The organism is Marinovum sp. E3, from assembly GCF_055755275.1.
The window spans coordinates 1,294,319-1,309,401 of the sequence record NZ_CM146908.1; the positions used below are offsets into that span (position 1 = coordinate 1,294,319).

Here is a 15,083-nt window from a genome sequence, read left to right on the forward strand (position 1 = left end):
CCCCCGGCCGCATACACCACGGCGCGCGAACAAAGCGCCCCGCACCGCTCTTCCTCTTGCTGAAAATACCCTCGGGGGAGGCCGCAGGCCGGGGGCAGAGCCCCCCATTCCCGCGACAGCCCGCCGACAGCCAAAAGTCCCTAACCGGGAATTCAGACGTCGACGTCATCCACATCCGCCTGGCCGGAAAGCCGCCGCCGCAGGATCGACCAGCTCAGCCCGATTCCCAGCACCGTCGAAAGCGCCAGGATCCCCAGCCAGGTGTTGAGCGCCTGGTTGTCCAGCGTCAGCACCCCGAAATCATGCAGCACCCAGAGCAGGGCGGCGACGATGGCGGCAATCAGCATCATGCCGAAGGCGCCGATCGAGCGCAGGGTGGCGCGCAGGTAGACGATCCAGCCGACCAGCAGCAGCAGCCCCAGCAGCAGGACCAGCGGCAACTGGCTGTCCCAGGCGCGCAACGCCCAGCCGAGATAGCTGAAGGCGGTCGGATTGAAGGTGGCGGCAACCAGAAGGAAGGCAAAGACCCAGCGAACGAGAAAACCCATGGCGGCCTCTTTTGGTGACACGCGTTTCCGGTTCTGCCGAAACGCGCTCCACATCTAGCCGATTGCCGGCTCATGTCCAGCGGCGGCAAATTCCGCCCCGCGCCGGCGGCGAGGTCAATTTCGCGGTTTCGCCCCCGCGCGGCAACGGCTATATCGGCGCGGGTTTGGCACCATAGAGAAGGATGTGACATGGCCAATGTTGTCGTGGTCGGCGCACAATGGGGCGACGAAGGTAAGGGCAAGATCGTGGACTGGCTCAGTGAACGCGCCGATGTGATCGCGCGCTTTCAGGGCGGCCACAACGCGGGCCACACCCTCGTCATCGACGGCAAGGTCTACAAGCTGCATGCGCTGCCCTCGGGCGTGGTGCGCGGCGGCAAGCTGTCGGTGATCGGCAACGGCGTGGTGCTCGACCCCTGGAACCTGCTGAAAGAGATCGAGACGATCCGCGCCCAGGGCGTGGAGATCTCCCCCGAAACGCTGATGATCGCCGAGAACACGCCGCTGATCCTGCCCTACCACGGCGAGCTTGACCGGGCGCGCGAAGAGGCCGCCTCCAAGGGCACCAAGATCGGCACCACCGGCCGTGGCATCGGCCCCTGCTACGAGGACAAGGTCGGCCGCCGCGCCATCCGGGTCGCCGATCTGGCCGATCCGGCGACGCTCGAGGCCCGCGTCGACCGTGCGCTCCAGCACCACGACCCGCTGCGCAAGGGGCTGGGGGTCGAGGCGATCGACCGCGACGGGTTGATCGCGCTGCTGCAAGAGGTGGCGCCGAAGATCCTCGAATATGCCGCCCCGGTCTGGAAGGTGATGAACGAAAAGCGCAAGGCCGGCAAACGCATCCTCTTCGAAGGCGCACAGGGCGCGCTGCTCGACATCGATTTCGGCACCTATCCCTTTGTCACCTCGTCGAACGTGATCGCCGGGCAGGCGGCCACCGGCGTGGGCATTGGCCCCGGCTCGATCGATTACGTGCTGGGCATCGTCAAGGCCTATACCACCCGCGTCGGCGAAGGCCCGTTCCCGACCGAGCTGGATGACGCCGACGGCCAGCGCCTCGGCGAGCGTGGCCACGAATTCGGCACCACCACCGGCCGCAAGCGCCGCTGCGGCTGGTTCGACGCCGCGCTGGTGCGCCAGACCTGCGCCACCTCGGGCGTCACCGGCATCTCGCTGACCAAGCTCGACGTGCTCGACGGCTTCGAGACGCTCAAGATCTGCACCGGCTACGAGCTTGACGGCGAAACGCTCGACTATCTGCCCACCGCCGCCGACCAGCAGGCGCGGTGCACGCCGATCTATGAGGAAATGCCCGGCTGGACGGAAAGCACCGAGGGCGCGCGCAGCTGGGCCGAGCTGCCGGCCAATGCGATCAAATACGTGCGCCGGGTCGAGGAGTTGATCCAATGTCCGGTGGCGCTGCTCTCGACTTCGCCGGAGCGTGAGGACACCATCCTCGTCACCGATCCTTTCGCGGATTGAGGGCGTCATGGGTCTCGGCAAGGGATTGAGCTACAAGGCCCGGCGGCGCTGGTCGCTGGTGATCCTGCTGGTCGGACTGCCGGCCTATGTCGTTGCGGCGGTCAGCATCGCGAACATGCTGAGCCGCCCGTCGATCCTGGTGGAACTGCTGGTCTATATCCTGCTCGGCGTCCTCTGGGCGCTGCCGTTCCGCTTTGTCTTTCGCGGCGTCGGTCAGGAGGATCCCGACGCCGACGGCGGCCCCGAAACCTGATCTCGGGCCTCGGCCCGGGGTGGCGGCCGCTGATGACGGGGCAGGCCGCGAAATTTCCCTTGCGTCAGCATTGGCGCTGCGCGAGCCTTTGGTCTAGCGTTCCACCATGACGCGCGCGCCCGACATTCTGGCTCAGGACAACCCCTTTCTCGGCATACTGCTGATGCTGGGCTTCTGCCTGCTGGCGCCGCTGGGCGACGCCATCGTCAAGCTTCTGGGCGAGACGGTGCCGCTGCTGGAAATCCTCACCATCCGCTTCGTCATTCAGGCGGTGGTGCTGGCGGTGCTGGTCGGCATGACCGGCCGGTCGTGGTACATGTCGCGGCGGGTGTTCTGGCTGGCCTGGCTCCGGGCCTTCCTGCATATCGCCGGAATTGCGACGGTCTTTGCCGCGCTGCGCTATCTGCCGCTGGCCGAGGCCATGGCGATTGCCTATGTCATGCCGTTCCTGATGCTGCTTCTGGGCCATTACGTGCTGGGCGAAGAGATCGGCGCCCGGCGCGCCTGGGCCTGTGCGGTCGGATTTGTCGGCACCTTGATGGTGGTGCAGCCGACCTTTGCCGATGTCGGCTGGCCGGCGCTGCTGCCGCTTGCCGTCGCCGTGATCTTTGCCTTTTTCATGCTGGTCACCCGCCAGATCGCGCGCGAGACCGATCCGATCTCGATGCAGGCGATCAATGGCGTCATGGCCTCGCTGGTGCTTGTCCCGCTCTCGGTCCTGGCCGAACGCGCAAGCGCCGGCCTGCATTACGTGGCGCTCGATCAGACCGAGATCCTGCTGCTTGCCGCCGTCGGCATCACCGGCACCGTGGCGCATCTGCTGATGACCTGGAGCCTGCGGTACGCGCCCTCGGCCACAGTCGCGCCCATGCAATATCTCGAGATCCCGGTGGCGATGTTCTACGGCTGGCTGATCTTTGCCGATCTGCCCAATGGCCTCGCTCTGTTCGGCATCGCGGTGACCATGGCGGCCGGTCTCTATATCGTCATGCGCGAACGGTCGATGGCGCGGACCCCGCCGCTAGAACAGCCCTGACCGCCGCGTCAAGACAATCCCGCGGCAGGATCACCAGCATACCGGGGCCGTCCATTTCCAGGGTGACCTCGTCGGCCAGCGCTTCGTTCGAGGTGCCGACCCGGCCGCCGGGGGTGAAATCTATGCCATGGATCGGCCAGCGCAACCCGGTGCTTTGGCCGGTCACCGGCCGCAACGGAAACAGCGAGACCCGGGTGCCGGCCGCCAGATCGAGCGCCAGCCGGGGCGGGGCGTGAAATACCACGTCCTCGCGTCCGATCAGGATGCAGGGCCGGTCGGCCCGCGCCGCCAGCCGGTTGAAGACCGAGAGCTGATGATCCACCCGCGCGCCCAGAAACCCCAGCCCGAGGATTAGCGGCGCCTCGATATTGCGCAGGCACTTGTCGAAATCGGTGCTGTCCTGTTCGGCGATGTGATGCAGGGTGTCGGGCGAGAGCGCGGCGCGGGTCTCGGCCGGAAGCGAATCGAAATCGCCGATCACCGCCTCGGGGGTCACCCCGTGGCGCAGCAGCACCAGCGCCCCGCTGTCGGCCGCCACCGCGCGTCCGGCCCAGGTTTGCGCCAGCGTCAGGTCGGCGTGGCGGAACTCTCCGCCACCGACAAGCAGGATCGGCGCTTCGGCAGTAATGATGGGGTGATTCATGGCTTTTTAGCCGTATTCCGGGAGAAAGGTCACAATCTGGTCACGAAATGATACCCTCACTTGCACAGATTCGGGCCGCTTTGGCCGGGACCATCATGATAAACATGAGCTTGCAGGTATTTGGAAGGCGAGCACACGATGGTACAGACAAATAAAATCCTGACCGTCTCTTACGGCACATTCTCGTGCACGTTGGAAGGGTTCGACGAATCCTTCGAGACCATGAAGGCAATTGCAGAATACTTCCGCGACCTCGCGTCGGATGACCGGTATTTCGGGGCGGAGCCGCCCACACCAGACGCCGAAATGCTGGCCCGGATCGCGGAAAAGGAAATTTCGCGCCGCGTTGAGGCCCGGTTCGAGGATGACGGCATCGTGCTGCGCCCCTCGCTGGCCGCTGCCGCCGAGGCCGAAACCGCGCCGCAGCAGGCCGCGCCACAGAGACCCGCGCCGGAACAGCCCGCAGCCGCCAAAGCCGAAATCGCAGCGCCCGCCGCCCCGTCGGAGCCGGCCCCCGCCGCCGTGACCGAAGCGGTGAGCGACGCCGGGCTCGACGACGAACTCGAGACTATGTCCGCCGCGCTCGAGGTTCACGCCGAGCCGGAAGTCGAGACAGGGATCACGCCCGAGGCTGCCCCGGTGCAAGAGGCCGCGCCGGAAACGGTGGAAGCGGTCAGCGACGTCCCGGCAGAGCCACCGAAGACCGAAGCGGTCGACGATTCCGCCGTCGCCGCCGCCAAGCCCGATCGCATGCCGGAATCGATTGCCGACAAGCTGGCCCGCATCCGCGCCGTCGTCTCTGCCAGTTCCCCGGCGGCCGCGCCGGCGGCCCCCGAAACCGAAGCCGTGCCCGCGACCGAGAGCGCCGAAGCCGCGCCCGAGACCATGGTCGACCCGGTGATCGGAAATGTCATGTCGACCCTGGCCTCCGGCGACGCCGAGGACCGGCTGACCGACGCCCCCGAGATGCAGGACGTGGCGGTGACCGAAGTCACGCTTGACGGCATTGCGGACCTGGTGCCCGCCAAACCCGAAATCGAACCGGCCGAAGAGATGGACGGGGATGCCGCGGCGCCGGAAGCCGAGGCGGAACCAGAGGTTACCGCCGCCGCCGAACCCGAAACCGCGCCGGAAGCCGAGCCTGCGCCCGCGCCGGAAGCCGAGCCCGAGCCCGCGCCGGTCGCGCCGCGCCGTGTGGCCCCGCGCCGCCCGGTCCGGGTGGTCAAGGTCAAGCGCCGCGCCGTTGAAACGCCGCCGAGCAGCCTGTCGCAGGATGACGAGGCCGAGCTGATGCGGGAGCTGGCCGAGGTGGAGGCCGAAATCGGCACGCCCGAGGCCGAGGCACCTGCGGCCGGGGCCGGCGCGCTTGAAGTTTCCGACGTGGTCGAAGACACCCAGCGCGCGGTGCGCGCCATGTCGCGCCGCGACCGCCGCGAGAATTTTGCCGAGGAAGAGGGCGACGTGTCGCGCCTGTTGGCGGCCACCGACGAGCAGTTGCAAGAGCCCGAAGGCCGCTCGCGCCGCAATGCCATCGCGCATCTGCGCGCCGCCGTCGCCGCCACCCGCGCCGATCGCAGCAGCGAGAGCCGTCATGACGAAAGCGATCCGCGTGGCGCCTATCGCGACGACCTTGCCGCCGCTGTCCGCCCGCGCCGCACCGCCTCGGCCGAGCCCGATCCCGAGCTGCCGCGCGTCGCGCCGCTCAAGCTGGTGGCCGAACAGCGCGTCGACCTGCCGGAAACCGAGCTGCCGGCACCCGGCGCCGTGGCCCAGACCGTGCGTCCGCGCCGTGTGTCGATGCCGCTGGAACGCGATGACGACGACAGCGCCGGCGGTTTCGCCAGCTTTGCCGAAGAGGTGGGCGCCAACCGTCTTCCCGAGCTGCTGGAAGCGGCCGCCGCCTATATGTCCTTTGTCGAGGGCCGCGACGAGTTCTCGCGCCCGCAGCTGATGACCAAGGTGCGCCAGGTCGACACCGGCGACACCAGCCGCGAGGACCGGCTGCGCAGCTTTGGCCAGCTTCTGCGGGATGGCAAGATCGAAAAGGTGCAGGGCGGGCGCTTTGCCGCCTCGGACAGCATCGGCTTCCGCCCCAAGGATCGCGCCGCCGGATAAGGCTCGCGGATATCGTACAAAAGGCCGGGGCAAGCGCTCCGGCCTTTTGCTTTTGTATCAACAGTTTGGCACGTTGACCGCCAGCCCGCCGAGCGACGTTTCCTTGTACTTTTCGTGCATGTCGGCCCCGGTCTGGCGCATCGTCTCGATCACCGCATCGAGCGGCACGAAATGGTCTCCGTCGCCGCGCAGCGCGAGACTTGCGGCGGAGACCGCCTTGATCGCACCCAGCCCGTTGCGCTCGATACAGGGCACCTGCACCAGCCCCTTGACCGGATCGCAGGTCATTCCCAGATGATGCTCCAACGCGATTTCCGCTGCATTCTCAATCTGTTCCGGCGTGCCCTTCATCGCCGCGCAAAGCCCGGCGGCGGCCATGGCGGCGGCCGAGCCGACCTCGGCCTGGCAGCCGGCTTCGGCGCCGGAAATCGAGGCATTGTATTTCACCAGCCCGCCAATCGCCGAGGCGGTGAGCAGGAAATCCGGCACGCCTGCGCGCGTGGCGCCCGGCACATGGTCGAGCCAGTAACGGATCACCGCCGGCACCACCCCCGCCGCGCCATTGGTGGGCGCGGTCACCACCTGATTTCCGGCGGCATTCTCTTCGTTGACCGCCATGGCATAGGCGCTCATCCAGTCGTTGATCGTATGTGGCGCCGAGAGGTTGCGGCCGCGCTCGGCCAGCAGCGCCTCGTGGATATTCTGCGCCCGCCGCCGGACGTTGAGCCCGCCCGGCAGGGTGCCGCCGCTTTCGAGGCCGCGATCGATGCAGTCGTTCATCACCTGCCAAATCCGGTCGAGGCCCTTCTCCAGCCGGTCGTGCCCGCCGCGCGACACCTCGTTGGCGCGCTTCATATCGGCGATGGATTTGCCGGAAGACGCCGCCATTTCAAGCATTTCCGAGGCGCTCTTAAAGGGGTAGGGCACCGGCGGCCCATCGTCCTTGTCGCGGCCTTCGGCCAGTTCGGCCTCGGTCACCACAAAGCCGCCGCCAATGGAATAATAGGTTTCCGACAGGATCACGTCGCCTTGGGCGTCGCGCGCGCGCAGGACCATGCCGTTGGCATGGCCGGGAAGATTGGGGCCGAAATCGAACACCAGATCGTTCTTGGGATCAAAAGAAAGCGTTCCGAGTCCCTCCGGGCAAATGGTTTTTTCACTCTGGATACGGGCAAACTCGGCCTCTGCGCGGGCGGCATCATAGCTTTCAGGGGTAAAGCCGGCCAGGCCGAGGATGGTGGCGCGGTCGGTCGCATGACCGACGCCGGTAAAGGCGAGAGACCCGTGAAGAGTCGCCTGTAAGCCTTTGAACTCAAACGGAGAGCCGCGCATCGTCTTGAGGAAACGCGCGGCGGCGACCATGGGGCCCATGGTGTGCGACGAGGACGGGCCGATGCCGACCTTGAACATCTCGAAAACCGACAGAAACATCAAAAGCTCTCCCTTGCGCGGGTTGGCGGGTTCGGGACGAGTGGTACAGCCCGGCTCAGAGATTCCAAGGGCGGAAAGCGACGTCTTGCGCGGCTTTGCGGCCGTGGGAGCAGCGCAAACGCCCCGAAGATCACGCAAAACTGCGCGAATCCGGGAAAATGCGTGCCGAAACGGTCTCGCAACCCCACCGGCGATTTCCTATAACTCCGCGAAGCTTGAGGGAGTCGCTCACAATGTCCGGAGAATTGTCGCCAATTGACAAGGCCAAGTTCGTGGCCGCCAAACGTGCATCCGACCTCGTCGAGGATGGCATGCGTGTCGGCCTGGGAACCGGCTCCACCGCCGCCTGGCTGGTGCGCTGCCTGGGCGAACGGGTGCGCGAGGAGGGGCTGCGGTTTCGCGGCGTGCCGACCTCGACCCGCACCGCCGAGCTGGCTCGCGAGGTGGGGATCACCGTCATCAGTCTCGACGAGGCGCGCTGGCTCGATGTCACCATCGATGGCGCCGATGAATTCGACGGCAACTTCAACCTGATCAAGGGCGGCGGCGGCGCGCTGTTGCAGGAAAAGATCGTCGCCACGGCCTCGGATCAGATGGTGGTGATCGCCGATGCTGCCAAGCGGGTCGAGCACCTGGGGGCCTTTCCGCTGCCGGTCGAGGTGATCCCCTTCGGCTGGCCGACGACCCAGGCGCTGATCGAGGAAATGCTGGTGTCGATGGATGTGATGGGCCGCAATTCGACGCTGCGGATGACGGGCGACGCGCCATATGTTACCGATGAGGGCAACCACATCCTCGACCTGCATCTCGGCCGGATCGGCGACCCGCGGCAATTGTCGCTGGTGCTCAATCAGATCCCCGGCGTTGTTGAAAACGGGCTTTTCGTGGATATCTGCGATACGGTGATTGTGGGTTTCGGCGACGGCCGCATCGAGTTGCGCGACATCAACACCGGCGAAACCGAGAATGAACGCCTCGATTTCGTGGAAAACGAGAACATGTTCGCCGACCTCGGCGACTGGAAACGCGATTAAGGGATCCTTCATGGAATTTGACTACGACCTGTTTGTCATCGGTGGCGGCTCCGGTGGCGTCCGCGCTGCACGGGTTGCGGCGGGTGAAGCCGGCGCCAAGGTCGCTCTGGCCGAGGAAGACCGCTATGGCGGCACCTGCGTGCAACGCGGCTGCGTGCCGAAAAAGCTGATGGTCTTTGCCTCGGGTTACGGCGTCTCGGCCAAGGAGGCGCAGGACTACGGCTGGACGATGATGGCAGGCGGCTTCGATTGGCCAAAGTTTCGCGGCACCCTGGAGTCCGAACTTGACCGGCTGGAAGGGGTCTATCGCAAGATCCTGGCCAACAACGGTGTCGAGACATTCGACGCCCGCGCCCGGATCTCCGATCCGCATACGGTGGAGCTTTCGACCGGCGAGACAAAGACCGCCAAACATATCCTTGTTGCCACCGGCGGCTGGCCGGTGCGGCCGGATATCCCCGGCGCGGAGCTGGCGATCACCTCGAACGAGATCTTCCATCTCGACGTGTTGCCGGAACGCATGCTGATCGTCGGCGGTGGCTATATCGCCTGTGAATTTGCCTGCATCATGAATGGCTTGGGCGTGAAGACCACGCAATTCTATCGCGGCGCGCAGATCCTGCGGGGCTTCGACGAAGAGGCGCGCGGGCTGGTCTCGGAAGAGATGATTCAGAACGGTGTCGATCTGCACCTCGGCACCAATGTGCTCGAGATGAAGAAGGTCGACGACGGCATCTGGGTCAAGGCCACCAACGGCCAGGAATACACCGTCGATCAGGTGATGTTCGCGACCGGCCGGGCGCCCAATTCCAAGGATCTGGGCCTCGAGGAAATCGGCGTGAAGCTGGGCCGCGGCGGCCAGATCGAGGTGGATGAATACAGCCAGACGGCGGTGCCCTCGGTCTATGCCATCGGCGACGTGACCAACCGGGTCAACCTCACCCCGGTGGCGATCCGCGAGGGCATGGCCTTTGTCGAGACCGTGTTCAAGGGCAATCCGACGCCGGTCGATCACGAGATGATCCCCAGCGCGATCTTCACCCAGCCCGAGATGGGCACCGTGGGCCTGAGCGAAGAGGCGGCGCGCGAGCGCGAGCCGATCGAGGTCTATTGCACTTCGTTCCGGCCGATGCACACCGCCTTTATCGGCAAGTCCGACCGGGTGATGATGAAGCTCGTGGTCAGCCAGGAGAGCCGCAAGGTTCTGGGCTGCCACATCGTGGCGCCGCAGGCCGGCGAGATGATCCAGCTGGCCGGCATCGCCGTGAAGATGGGGGCGACCAAAGAGGATTTCGACCGGACCGTGGCGGTGCATCCGACCATGTCCGAAGAGATCGTGACCATGCGGACTCCGGTACGTACGGGTTGATTATGACCGTCCGCTCCCCGATTTTAGGGAGAGGACAAGAGATGAAGCGAACCTGAAGGGAAGAGCGGAAATGGCAGGCAATTCTGGCGGACCCTGGGGCGGTGGCTCTGGCGGCTCGGGTGGATCGGGCGACGACAGGCGCGGCTCCGGCGGTGGCAAGAGGGGCGGCGGACGTCGCCCCGGCGACGGCGAGAACCCACAGATCCCCGAGATCGACGAATTGATGAAGAAAGGCCAGGAGCAGCTTCGTGTGCTCATGGGCGGACGCGGCGGCGATGGCCGTCAGAACGGCGGCGGCGGGGGTGGCGGCCGGGGCAATGGCCCGATGCTGACCCGGGGCACCATCGGCCTCGGCATTGTCGGCGCGGTGATCCTCTGGGCGATGGCGAGCTTTTATACCGTCAAGCCCGAGGAACAATCGGTCGAGCTGTTTCTCGGCGATTACTCCAGCACCGGCAGCCCCGGTCTGAACTTTGCGCCCTGGCCTCTGGTCACCGCCGAGGTCATTCCGGTGACCCGAGAACAGACCGAAGACATCGGCGTCGGCGGCCGTGGCAGCGATGCCGGCCTGATGCTGACCGGGGACGAGAATATCGTCGACATCGATTTCCAGGTGGTCTGGAACATCAACGATCCGGCGAAATTCCTGTTCAACCTGCGCCAGCCGCAGCCGACCATCCGGGCGGTGTCGGAATCGGCCATGCGCGAGATCATTGCGCAATCCGATCTGGCGCCGATCCTCAACCGCGACCGGGGCGTGATCGCCGCGCGGCTTCAGGATCTGATCCAGTCGACGCTCGACAGCTATGACAGCGGCGTCAACATCGTCCGTGTCAACTTTGACAAGGCCGACCCGCCGACGCCGGTCATCGCGGCCTTCCGCGATGTTCAGGCCGCCGAGCAGGAGCGGGACCGTCTGCAAAACGTCGCCGACGCCTACGCCAACCGGGTTCTCGCCGAGGCGCGGGGTGAAGCCGCGCAGCTTCTCGAGCAGGCCGAAGGCTATCGCGCCCAGGTGGTGAACGAGGCCGAAGGTGAAGCCAGCCGCTTCTCTGCCGTCTTGCAGGAATACGAAAAGGCGCCGGAAGTCACCCGCCGCCGCCTCTATCTCGAAACCATGGAGCAGGTGCTGGGCCGGGTCGACAAGATCATCCTCGACGAAAACGGCGCCGGCGGCCGGCAGGGCGTTGTCCCCTATCTCCCGCTCAATGAACTGCGCCGCAACACCGCCACCACCAATACCGGAGGGTCCAACTGATGCGGAGAACCACCTATCTTCTGCCCGTCGCCGTGGTCGCCCTGATGGTGGCCCTGTCGGCGGTGTTCATCGTCGACGAACGCGAAAAGGCGCTGGTGCTGCAATTCGGCCGCGTGGTCGCGGTCAAGGAAGAGCCGGGGCTGAACTTCAAGCTGCCGCTGATCCAGGACGTGGTGCGCTATGACGACCGTATCCTGAGCCGCGATGTCGATCCGCTCGAAGTGACGCCGCTGGATGATCGCCGCCTGGTGGTCGATGCCTTCGCGCGCTACCGGATCGCCGATGTGAACCAGTTCCGCGAAGCCACCGGTGCCGGCGGCGACCTGGCGATCGAGGTGGCCGGGCAACGGCTCGACTCGATCCTGCGGTCGCAGACCCGGGAAATCCTCGGTTCGGTCTCGTCCAATGATATCCTGAGCTCCGACCGGGCCGCGCTGATGCTGCGGATCCGCAATGGCGCGCTGGAGGATGCCCGCGAGCTGGGCCTCGACCTGCTCGATGTGCGGCTCAAGCGCACCGACCTGCCGGCGGAAAACCTCGATGCGACCTTTGCGCGGATGCGCGCCGAGCGTGAACGGGAAGCGACAGACGAACGCGCCCGCGGTAACGAGGCGGCACAGAGGGTGCGCGCCCAGGCAGACCGGACCGTGGTCGAGCTGACCTCGGATGCGGCCCGCCAGGCCGAGATCATCCGCGGTGAGGCCGACGCCCGTCGGAACGGCATCTTTGCCGCGGCCTTTGGCGAAGACCCGGAGTTCTTCGAGTTCTACCGGTCGCTTACCGCCTATCAGCGTGCCTTGCAGGAAGGCAATTCGACGCTGGTCCTGTCGCCCGACAGCGATTTCTTCAACTATCTGAAATCCGACACCGGGGCGCAGGCCGACCGGCGGCGCGATACGGCCGCGGCCCCCGCGGCTGAGGTCCCGGCCGAGGAGGCATCCGAAGCGGCGCCCGCCGACGCGCCGGCGCCCGAAACGACCCCCGCCCCCGAGGCACCGGTCGACGACAGCGGCGACGCGGCCGTGACGCAATGATCGAAACCGCATTTCTGGCCCTCGGGCTGGTCTTGATCGTGGAGGGGCTGGCCTATGCGCTGGCCCCTTCGCTTGTGGAGCAGCTGCTGGAAGCGTTGCGCGCCCTGCCGGAGACCCAGCGCCGCAACCTCGGCCTGCTGGCACTGGTGCTCGGCGTGCTGATGGTCTGGATCGCCAAGACGCTGGGCGGATGAGGTCTGCCGCGGATGTGATCGTGGGCCGGTTGCGGATGTGTTACTTTCTTCACGATCAAATCACAGGTGGTTGAAGGCGCGAGAGTTCCTTTGTTTGTGGCTTTTGAGTACCTACATTGGCACTGGTTATTCAGGCAGTGACCGCGGCGTGCGGTCAAACAGGAGGAGTTCTTCAATTGAGACCCCAATTCAATGCAATTGCCCGAGCAGAGCACCAGACGCATCCCGCGCGTCTGCGCATGCTGTGGATGCTGGGCATCTCGGTGATGTTCGTGCTGACCCAGGCGCTGGCTGCCGCGGCGCGCGGCGCACCTGACAGCTTTGCCGATCTGGCCGAAAGCATCAGCCCGGCCGTGGTCAACATCACCACCACGACCACCGTCGCCGGCCGCACCGGCCCGCAGGGCATCGTTCCCGAAGGTTCGCCCTTCGAGGATTTCTTTCGCGAGTTCCAGGACCGCAATGGTCAGGGGCAGGGCGACCGGCCGCGCCGGTCCTCGGCGCTGGGTTCGGGCTTCGTGATCTCTGAAGACGGCTTCGTGGTCACCAACAACCACGTGATTGACGGCGCGGACGAGATCCTGATCGAGTTCTTCGGCGGCCGGGAGCTGCCGGCCGAAGTGATCGGCACCGATCCCAAGACCGACATCGCGCTGCTCAAGGTCGAGGCCGATGCGGCGCTGCCCTTCGTCAGCTTTGGCGACAGCGACACCGCCCGTGTCGGTGACTGGGTGATGGCCATGGGCAACCCGCTGGGTCAGGGCTTTTCGGTCTCGGCCGGCATCGTCTCGGCCCGCAACCGCGCGCTGTCGGGCACCTATGACGATTACATCCAGACCGACGCCGCGATCAATCGCGGCAACTCGGGCGGCCCGCTGTTCGACATGGACGGCAATGTGATCGGCGTGAACACCGCGATCCTTTCGCCCAATGGCGGCTCGATCGGCATCGGCTTTTCGATGGCGTCGAACGTGGTGACCAAGGTCGTCGACCAGCTCAAGGAATACGGCGAGACCCGCCGTGGCTGGCTTGGCGTGCGCATCCAGGACGTGACAGAGGACGTGGCCGAGGCCATGGGGCTCGAGACCACCTCCGGCGCGCTGGTGACTGATGTTCCCGAAGGCCCGGCGATGGAAGCCGGCATGGAAGCCGGGGACGTGATCGTCAAGTTCGATGGCCGCGACGTGAGCGACACCCGTTCGCTGGTCCGGCAGGTGGGCAACACCACCGTCGGCAAGTCGGTTCTGGTGGTCGTCAATCGCGAGGGCAAGACCCAGACGCTGAAGGTGACCCTGGGCCGCCGCGAAGAGGCCGAAGGCACCGCGGTGCCGGCCTCGCAGCCGCTGGAAGAGACCGCCCCGGCAGAGGCCGAGATTCTCGGCCTCACCGTCTCGCCGATGAACGACGAGCTGCGCGGACAGCTCGAGCTGCCGGCCAGCGCCGAGGGGCTGGTGGTGACCGATGTCGACGAGATGTCGGAAGCCTATGAAAAGGGCCTGCGCGCCGGTGACGTCATCACCGAAGCCGGCCAGCAGAAGGTGACCGAGATCGCCGCCCTGGAAGAGCAGATCGAGGCCGCCCGCGAGGCCGGTCGCAAGTCGCTGCTGCTGCTGGTGCGGCGCGCCGGTGACCCGCGCTTTGTGGCGCTTGGTCTGGAAGAATGATCTCGCACGTTGCGTGAGACCGAAAGGGGGCGTCCTGCGGGGCGCCCCCTTTTTGTTTGTGGCTCAGCCCAGCTCGACCGCCGCCAGCCCCAGCTCGCGGGCGGTCTCGATCGTCAGCAGCGCCGTTTCGACCCCCTGCGCCCGCTGATAAAGCCGCAGCGCGGCCTCGGTGGCGGGGTTGATCTCGCCCGAGATCGCGCCATCGTATTTGCCGCGCACCTGAAGCGCGCGTTGCAGCGAAGCGACGAATTCCGGCGTGATCTCCTCGGCGCAGAGCGTCTCGAAGACATATTCCCGGCGCGGGGTGACGATCTCCTGCTGAATCTCGGTGGCATAGATTGCCGGCGCCAGCAGCGAGCCGTCGGCATTGAGGATGGCGGGCTGTTCCAGCACCTGCGCGGTGCGCGTCTCGAGTACGGCCGGCGTCACGTCGCGGGCCCAGCAACTGCCGGGCCGCGCTCCCGCGGGGGCGGGCACCCGGGCCCGCTCCAGCGCGGTAAAGGCAAAGCGGGTGGGGGGATCGGGGGGCGGAGCGCAACTGGCCAGGGCAAGACAAAGCGCCACACCAAGCGGCGCGACGCAGGCCCTGCGGGATGCGGTGCGGTGGATCATCTGCTTCTGCCTCTTGCCCTCTGCCGGGGGCTTTGGGGCAGGTTAGCGGCTTTGGCCCGGGGCGGAAAGCGGGACGGATGGCGGGGCGGCACCTTCGCCGGGATCTGTGACATCGAGAAGACTGTCGAGCATGGCCGAGATGTCCTCGACCTCTTCGGCGATCACATGGATCACCCCGGCCTCGCGCTGCACCCGGCCGGTGACGCGCAACAGGCGGCCGGCGATCACCGCCCGGCGAAACCGTTCGTAGAGCTTGCGCCAGACGATGACATTGACCACCCCGGTCTCATCCTCCAGCGTGATAAAGATCACCCCCTTGGCCGTCCCGGGCCGTTGCCGCAGGATCACCAGCCCCGCCACGGTGACCCGCGCGCCCTCCGGCGGTTCGACCAGCCGCGCGGCCTGAA

At 66.3% G+C, this 15,083-nt stretch carries 15 protein-coding genes; 10 read left to right on the forward strand and 5 right to left on the reverse strand.

Annotated features, from left to right (window positions below; translation table 11 throughout):
* Nucleotides 1-152: 152 nt before the first annotated feature.
* A complete protein-coding gene (locus tag AC0J5K_RS06370; RefSeq protein WP_074838565.1) occupies nucleotides 153-548 on the reverse strand; it encodes a DUF6524 family protein in 396 nt (131 codons plus the stop codon).
* A gap of 189 nt (nucleotides 549-737) precedes the next feature.
* Between AC0J5K_RS06370 and AC0J5K_RS06375 the strand changes: the two genes are divergently transcribed.
* From AC0J5K_RS06375 to AC0J5K_RS06385, 3 genes are all read left to right on the forward strand, one after another.
* Nucleotides 738-2,033 carry an adenylosuccinate synthase gene (locus AC0J5K_RS06375; RefSeq protein ID WP_274565264.1) on the forward strand — a complete coding sequence of 432 codons (1,296 nt, stop codon included), beginning with the start codon at nucleotides 738-740 and terminating at the stop codon, nucleotides 2,031-2,033.
* 7 nt (nucleotides 2,034-2,040) lie between these two features.
* Nucleotides 2,041-2,286, forward strand: a complete 246-nt coding sequence (locus AC0J5K_RS06380; RefSeq protein WP_274565263.1) for a DUF2842 domain-containing protein — start codon at nucleotides 2,041-2,043, stop codon at nucleotides 2,284-2,286.
* 106 nt (nucleotides 2,287-2,392) lie between these two features.
* Nucleotides 2,393-3,322: a DMT family transporter gene (locus AC0J5K_RS06385; protein WP_274565262.1), complete on the forward strand. Its 930-nt coding sequence runs from the start codon at nucleotides 2,393-2,395 to the stop codon at nucleotides 3,320-3,322.
* On the opposite strand, the gene AC0J5K_RS06390 is transcribed toward AC0J5K_RS06385, so the two are convergent.
* Entirely contained in the window at nucleotides 3,273-3,965 is a 693-nt protein-coding gene (locus AC0J5K_RS06390) for a thiamine diphosphokinase (RefSeq protein ID WP_074838555.1), read from the reverse strand. The two genes, AC0J5K_RS06385 and AC0J5K_RS06390, sit on opposite strands and share 50 nt — an antisense overlap.
* A gap of 138 nt (nucleotides 3,966-4,103) precedes the next feature.
* Between AC0J5K_RS06390 and AC0J5K_RS06395 the strand changes: the two genes are divergently transcribed.
* Nucleotides 4,104-6,080, forward strand: coding sequence for a chemotaxis protein CheA (locus AC0J5K_RS06395; protein WP_274565261.1), 1,977 nt, complete (start codon nucleotides 4,104-4,106; stop codon nucleotides 6,078-6,080).
* A gap of 57 nt (nucleotides 6,081-6,137) precedes the next feature.
* Here AC0J5K_RS06395 and AC0J5K_RS06400 read toward each other — a convergent pair whose 3' ends face one another.
* Nucleotides 6,138-7,511 (reverse strand): L-serine ammonia-lyase, encoded by a 1,374-nt coding sequence (locus AC0J5K_RS06400; RefSeq protein WP_274565260.1) that lies wholly within the window; start codon nucleotides 7,509-7,511, stop codon nucleotides 6,138-6,140.
* Nucleotides 7,512-7,744: 233 nt separating this feature from the next.
* Between AC0J5K_RS06400 and rpiA the strand changes: the two genes are divergently transcribed.
* The 6 genes from rpiA (at nucleotide 7,745) to AC0J5K_RS06430 (ending at nucleotide 14,064) form a co-directional block, all read left to right on the forward strand.
* Nucleotides 7,745-8,545, forward strand: coding sequence for a ribose-5-phosphate isomerase RpiA (gene rpiA / locus AC0J5K_RS06405; protein ID WP_074838549.1), 801 nt, complete (start codon nucleotides 7,745-7,747; stop codon nucleotides 8,543-8,545).
* 10 nt (nucleotides 8,546-8,555) lie between these two features.
* Entirely contained in the window at nucleotides 8,556-9,914 is a 1,359-nt protein-coding gene (gor, locus tag AC0J5K_RS06410) for a glutathione-disulfide reductase (RefSeq protein ID WP_048532155.1), read from the forward strand.
* A 70-nt stretch (nucleotides 9,915-9,984) separates the two neighbouring features.
* The gene (hflK, locus tag AC0J5K_RS06415) at nucleotides 9,985-11,172 is read left to right on the forward strand and encodes an FtsH protease activity modulator HflK (RefSeq protein WP_274565259.1); all 1,188 of its coding nucleotides are present in this window, start codon (nucleotides 9,985-9,987) and stop codon (nucleotides 11,170-11,172) included.
* On the forward strand, nucleotides 11,172-12,206 hold the full coding sequence (hflC, locus tag AC0J5K_RS06420; protein ID WP_274565258.1) for a protease modulator HflC: 1,035 nt from the start codon (nucleotides 11,172-11,174) through the stop codon (nucleotides 12,204-12,206). Before hflK ends, hflC begins: the two co-directional genes overlap by 1 nt.
* The gene (locus AC0J5K_RS06425; protein ID WP_048532152.1) at nucleotides 12,203-12,400 is read left to right on the forward strand and encodes a DUF2065 domain-containing protein; all 198 of its coding nucleotides are present in this window, start codon (nucleotides 12,203-12,205) and stop codon (nucleotides 12,398-12,400) included. Before hflC ends, AC0J5K_RS06425 begins: the two co-directional genes overlap by 4 nt.
* A gap of 239 nt (nucleotides 12,401-12,639) precedes the next feature.
* On the forward strand, nucleotides 12,640-14,064 hold the full coding sequence (locus tag AC0J5K_RS06430) for a DegQ family serine endoprotease (RefSeq protein ID WP_074838545.1): 1,425 nt from the start codon (nucleotides 12,640-12,642) through the stop codon (nucleotides 14,062-14,064).
* A 63-nt stretch (nucleotides 14,065-14,127) separates the two neighbouring features.
* Here AC0J5K_RS06430 and AC0J5K_RS06435 read toward each other — a convergent pair whose 3' ends face one another.
* Nucleotides 14,128-14,676, reverse strand: coding sequence for a peptidoglycan-binding domain-containing protein (locus AC0J5K_RS06435; protein WP_074838543.1), 549 nt, complete (start codon nucleotides 14,674-14,676; stop codon nucleotides 14,128-14,130).
* A gap of 42 nt (nucleotides 14,677-14,718) precedes the next feature.
* Nucleotides 14,719-15,069, reverse strand: coding sequence for an OB-fold nucleic acid binding domain-containing protein (locus AC0J5K_RS06440; RefSeq protein ID WP_274565280.1), 351 nt, complete (start codon nucleotides 15,067-15,069; stop codon nucleotides 14,719-14,721).
* Nucleotides 15,070-15,083: the final 14 nt, after the last annotated feature.

Bases quoted from the DNA above. Each gene is read 5' to 3' on its own strand.
- AC0J5K_RS06375 (WP_274565264.1), top strand. From the start codon at position 738: ATGGCCAATGTTGTCGTGGTCGGCGCACAATGGGGCGACGAAGGTAAG.
- rpiA (WP_074838549.1), top strand. From the start codon at position 7,745: ATGTCCGGAGAATTGTCGCCAATTGACAAGGCCAAGTTCGTGGCCGCC.
- AC0J5K_RS06425 (WP_048532152.1), top strand. From the start codon at position 12,203: ATGATCGAAACCGCATTTCTGGCCCTCGGGCTGGTCTTGATCGTGGAG.
- AC0J5K_RS06430 (WP_074838545.1), top strand. From the start codon at position 12,640: ATGCTGTGGATGCTGGGCATCTCGGTGATGTTCGTGCTGACCCAGGCG.
- gor (WP_048532155.1), top strand. From the start codon at position 8,556: ATGGAATTTGACTACGACCTGTTTGTCATCGGTGGCGGCTCCGGTGGC.
- AC0J5K_RS06380 (WP_274565263.1), top strand. From the start codon at position 2,041: ATGGGTCTCGGCAAGGGATTGAGCTACAAGGCCCGGCGGCGCTGGTCG.
- AC0J5K_RS06435 (WP_074838543.1), bottom strand. From the start codon at position 14,676: ATGATCCACCGCACCGCATCCCGCAGGGCCTGCGTCGCGCCGCTTGGT.
- hflC (WP_274565258.1), top strand. From the start codon at position 11,172: ATGCGGAGAACCACCTATCTTCTGCCCGTCGCCGTGGTCGCCCTGATG.
- hflK (WP_274565259.1), top strand. From the start codon at position 9,985: ATGGCAGGCAATTCTGGCGGACCCTGGGGCGGTGGCTCTGGCGGCTCG.
- AC0J5K_RS06370 (WP_074838565.1), bottom strand. From the start codon at position 548: ATGGGTTTTCTCGTTCGCTGGGTCTTTGCCTTCCTTCTGGTTGCCGCC.
- AC0J5K_RS06385 (WP_274565262.1), top strand. From the start codon at position 2,393: ATGACGCGCGCGCCCGACATTCTGGCTCAGGACAACCCCTTTCTCGGC.
- AC0J5K_RS06400 (WP_274565260.1), bottom strand. From the start codon at position 7,511: ATGTTTCTGTCGGTTTTCGAGATGTTCAAGGTCGGCATCGGCCCGTCC.
- AC0J5K_RS06390 (WP_074838555.1), bottom strand. From the start codon at position 3,965: ATGAATCACCCCATCATTACTGCCGAAGCGCCGATCCTGCTTGTCGGT.
- AC0J5K_RS06395 (WP_274565261.1), top strand. From the start codon at position 4,104: ATGGTACAGACAAATAAAATCCTGACCGTCTCTTACGGCACATTCTCG.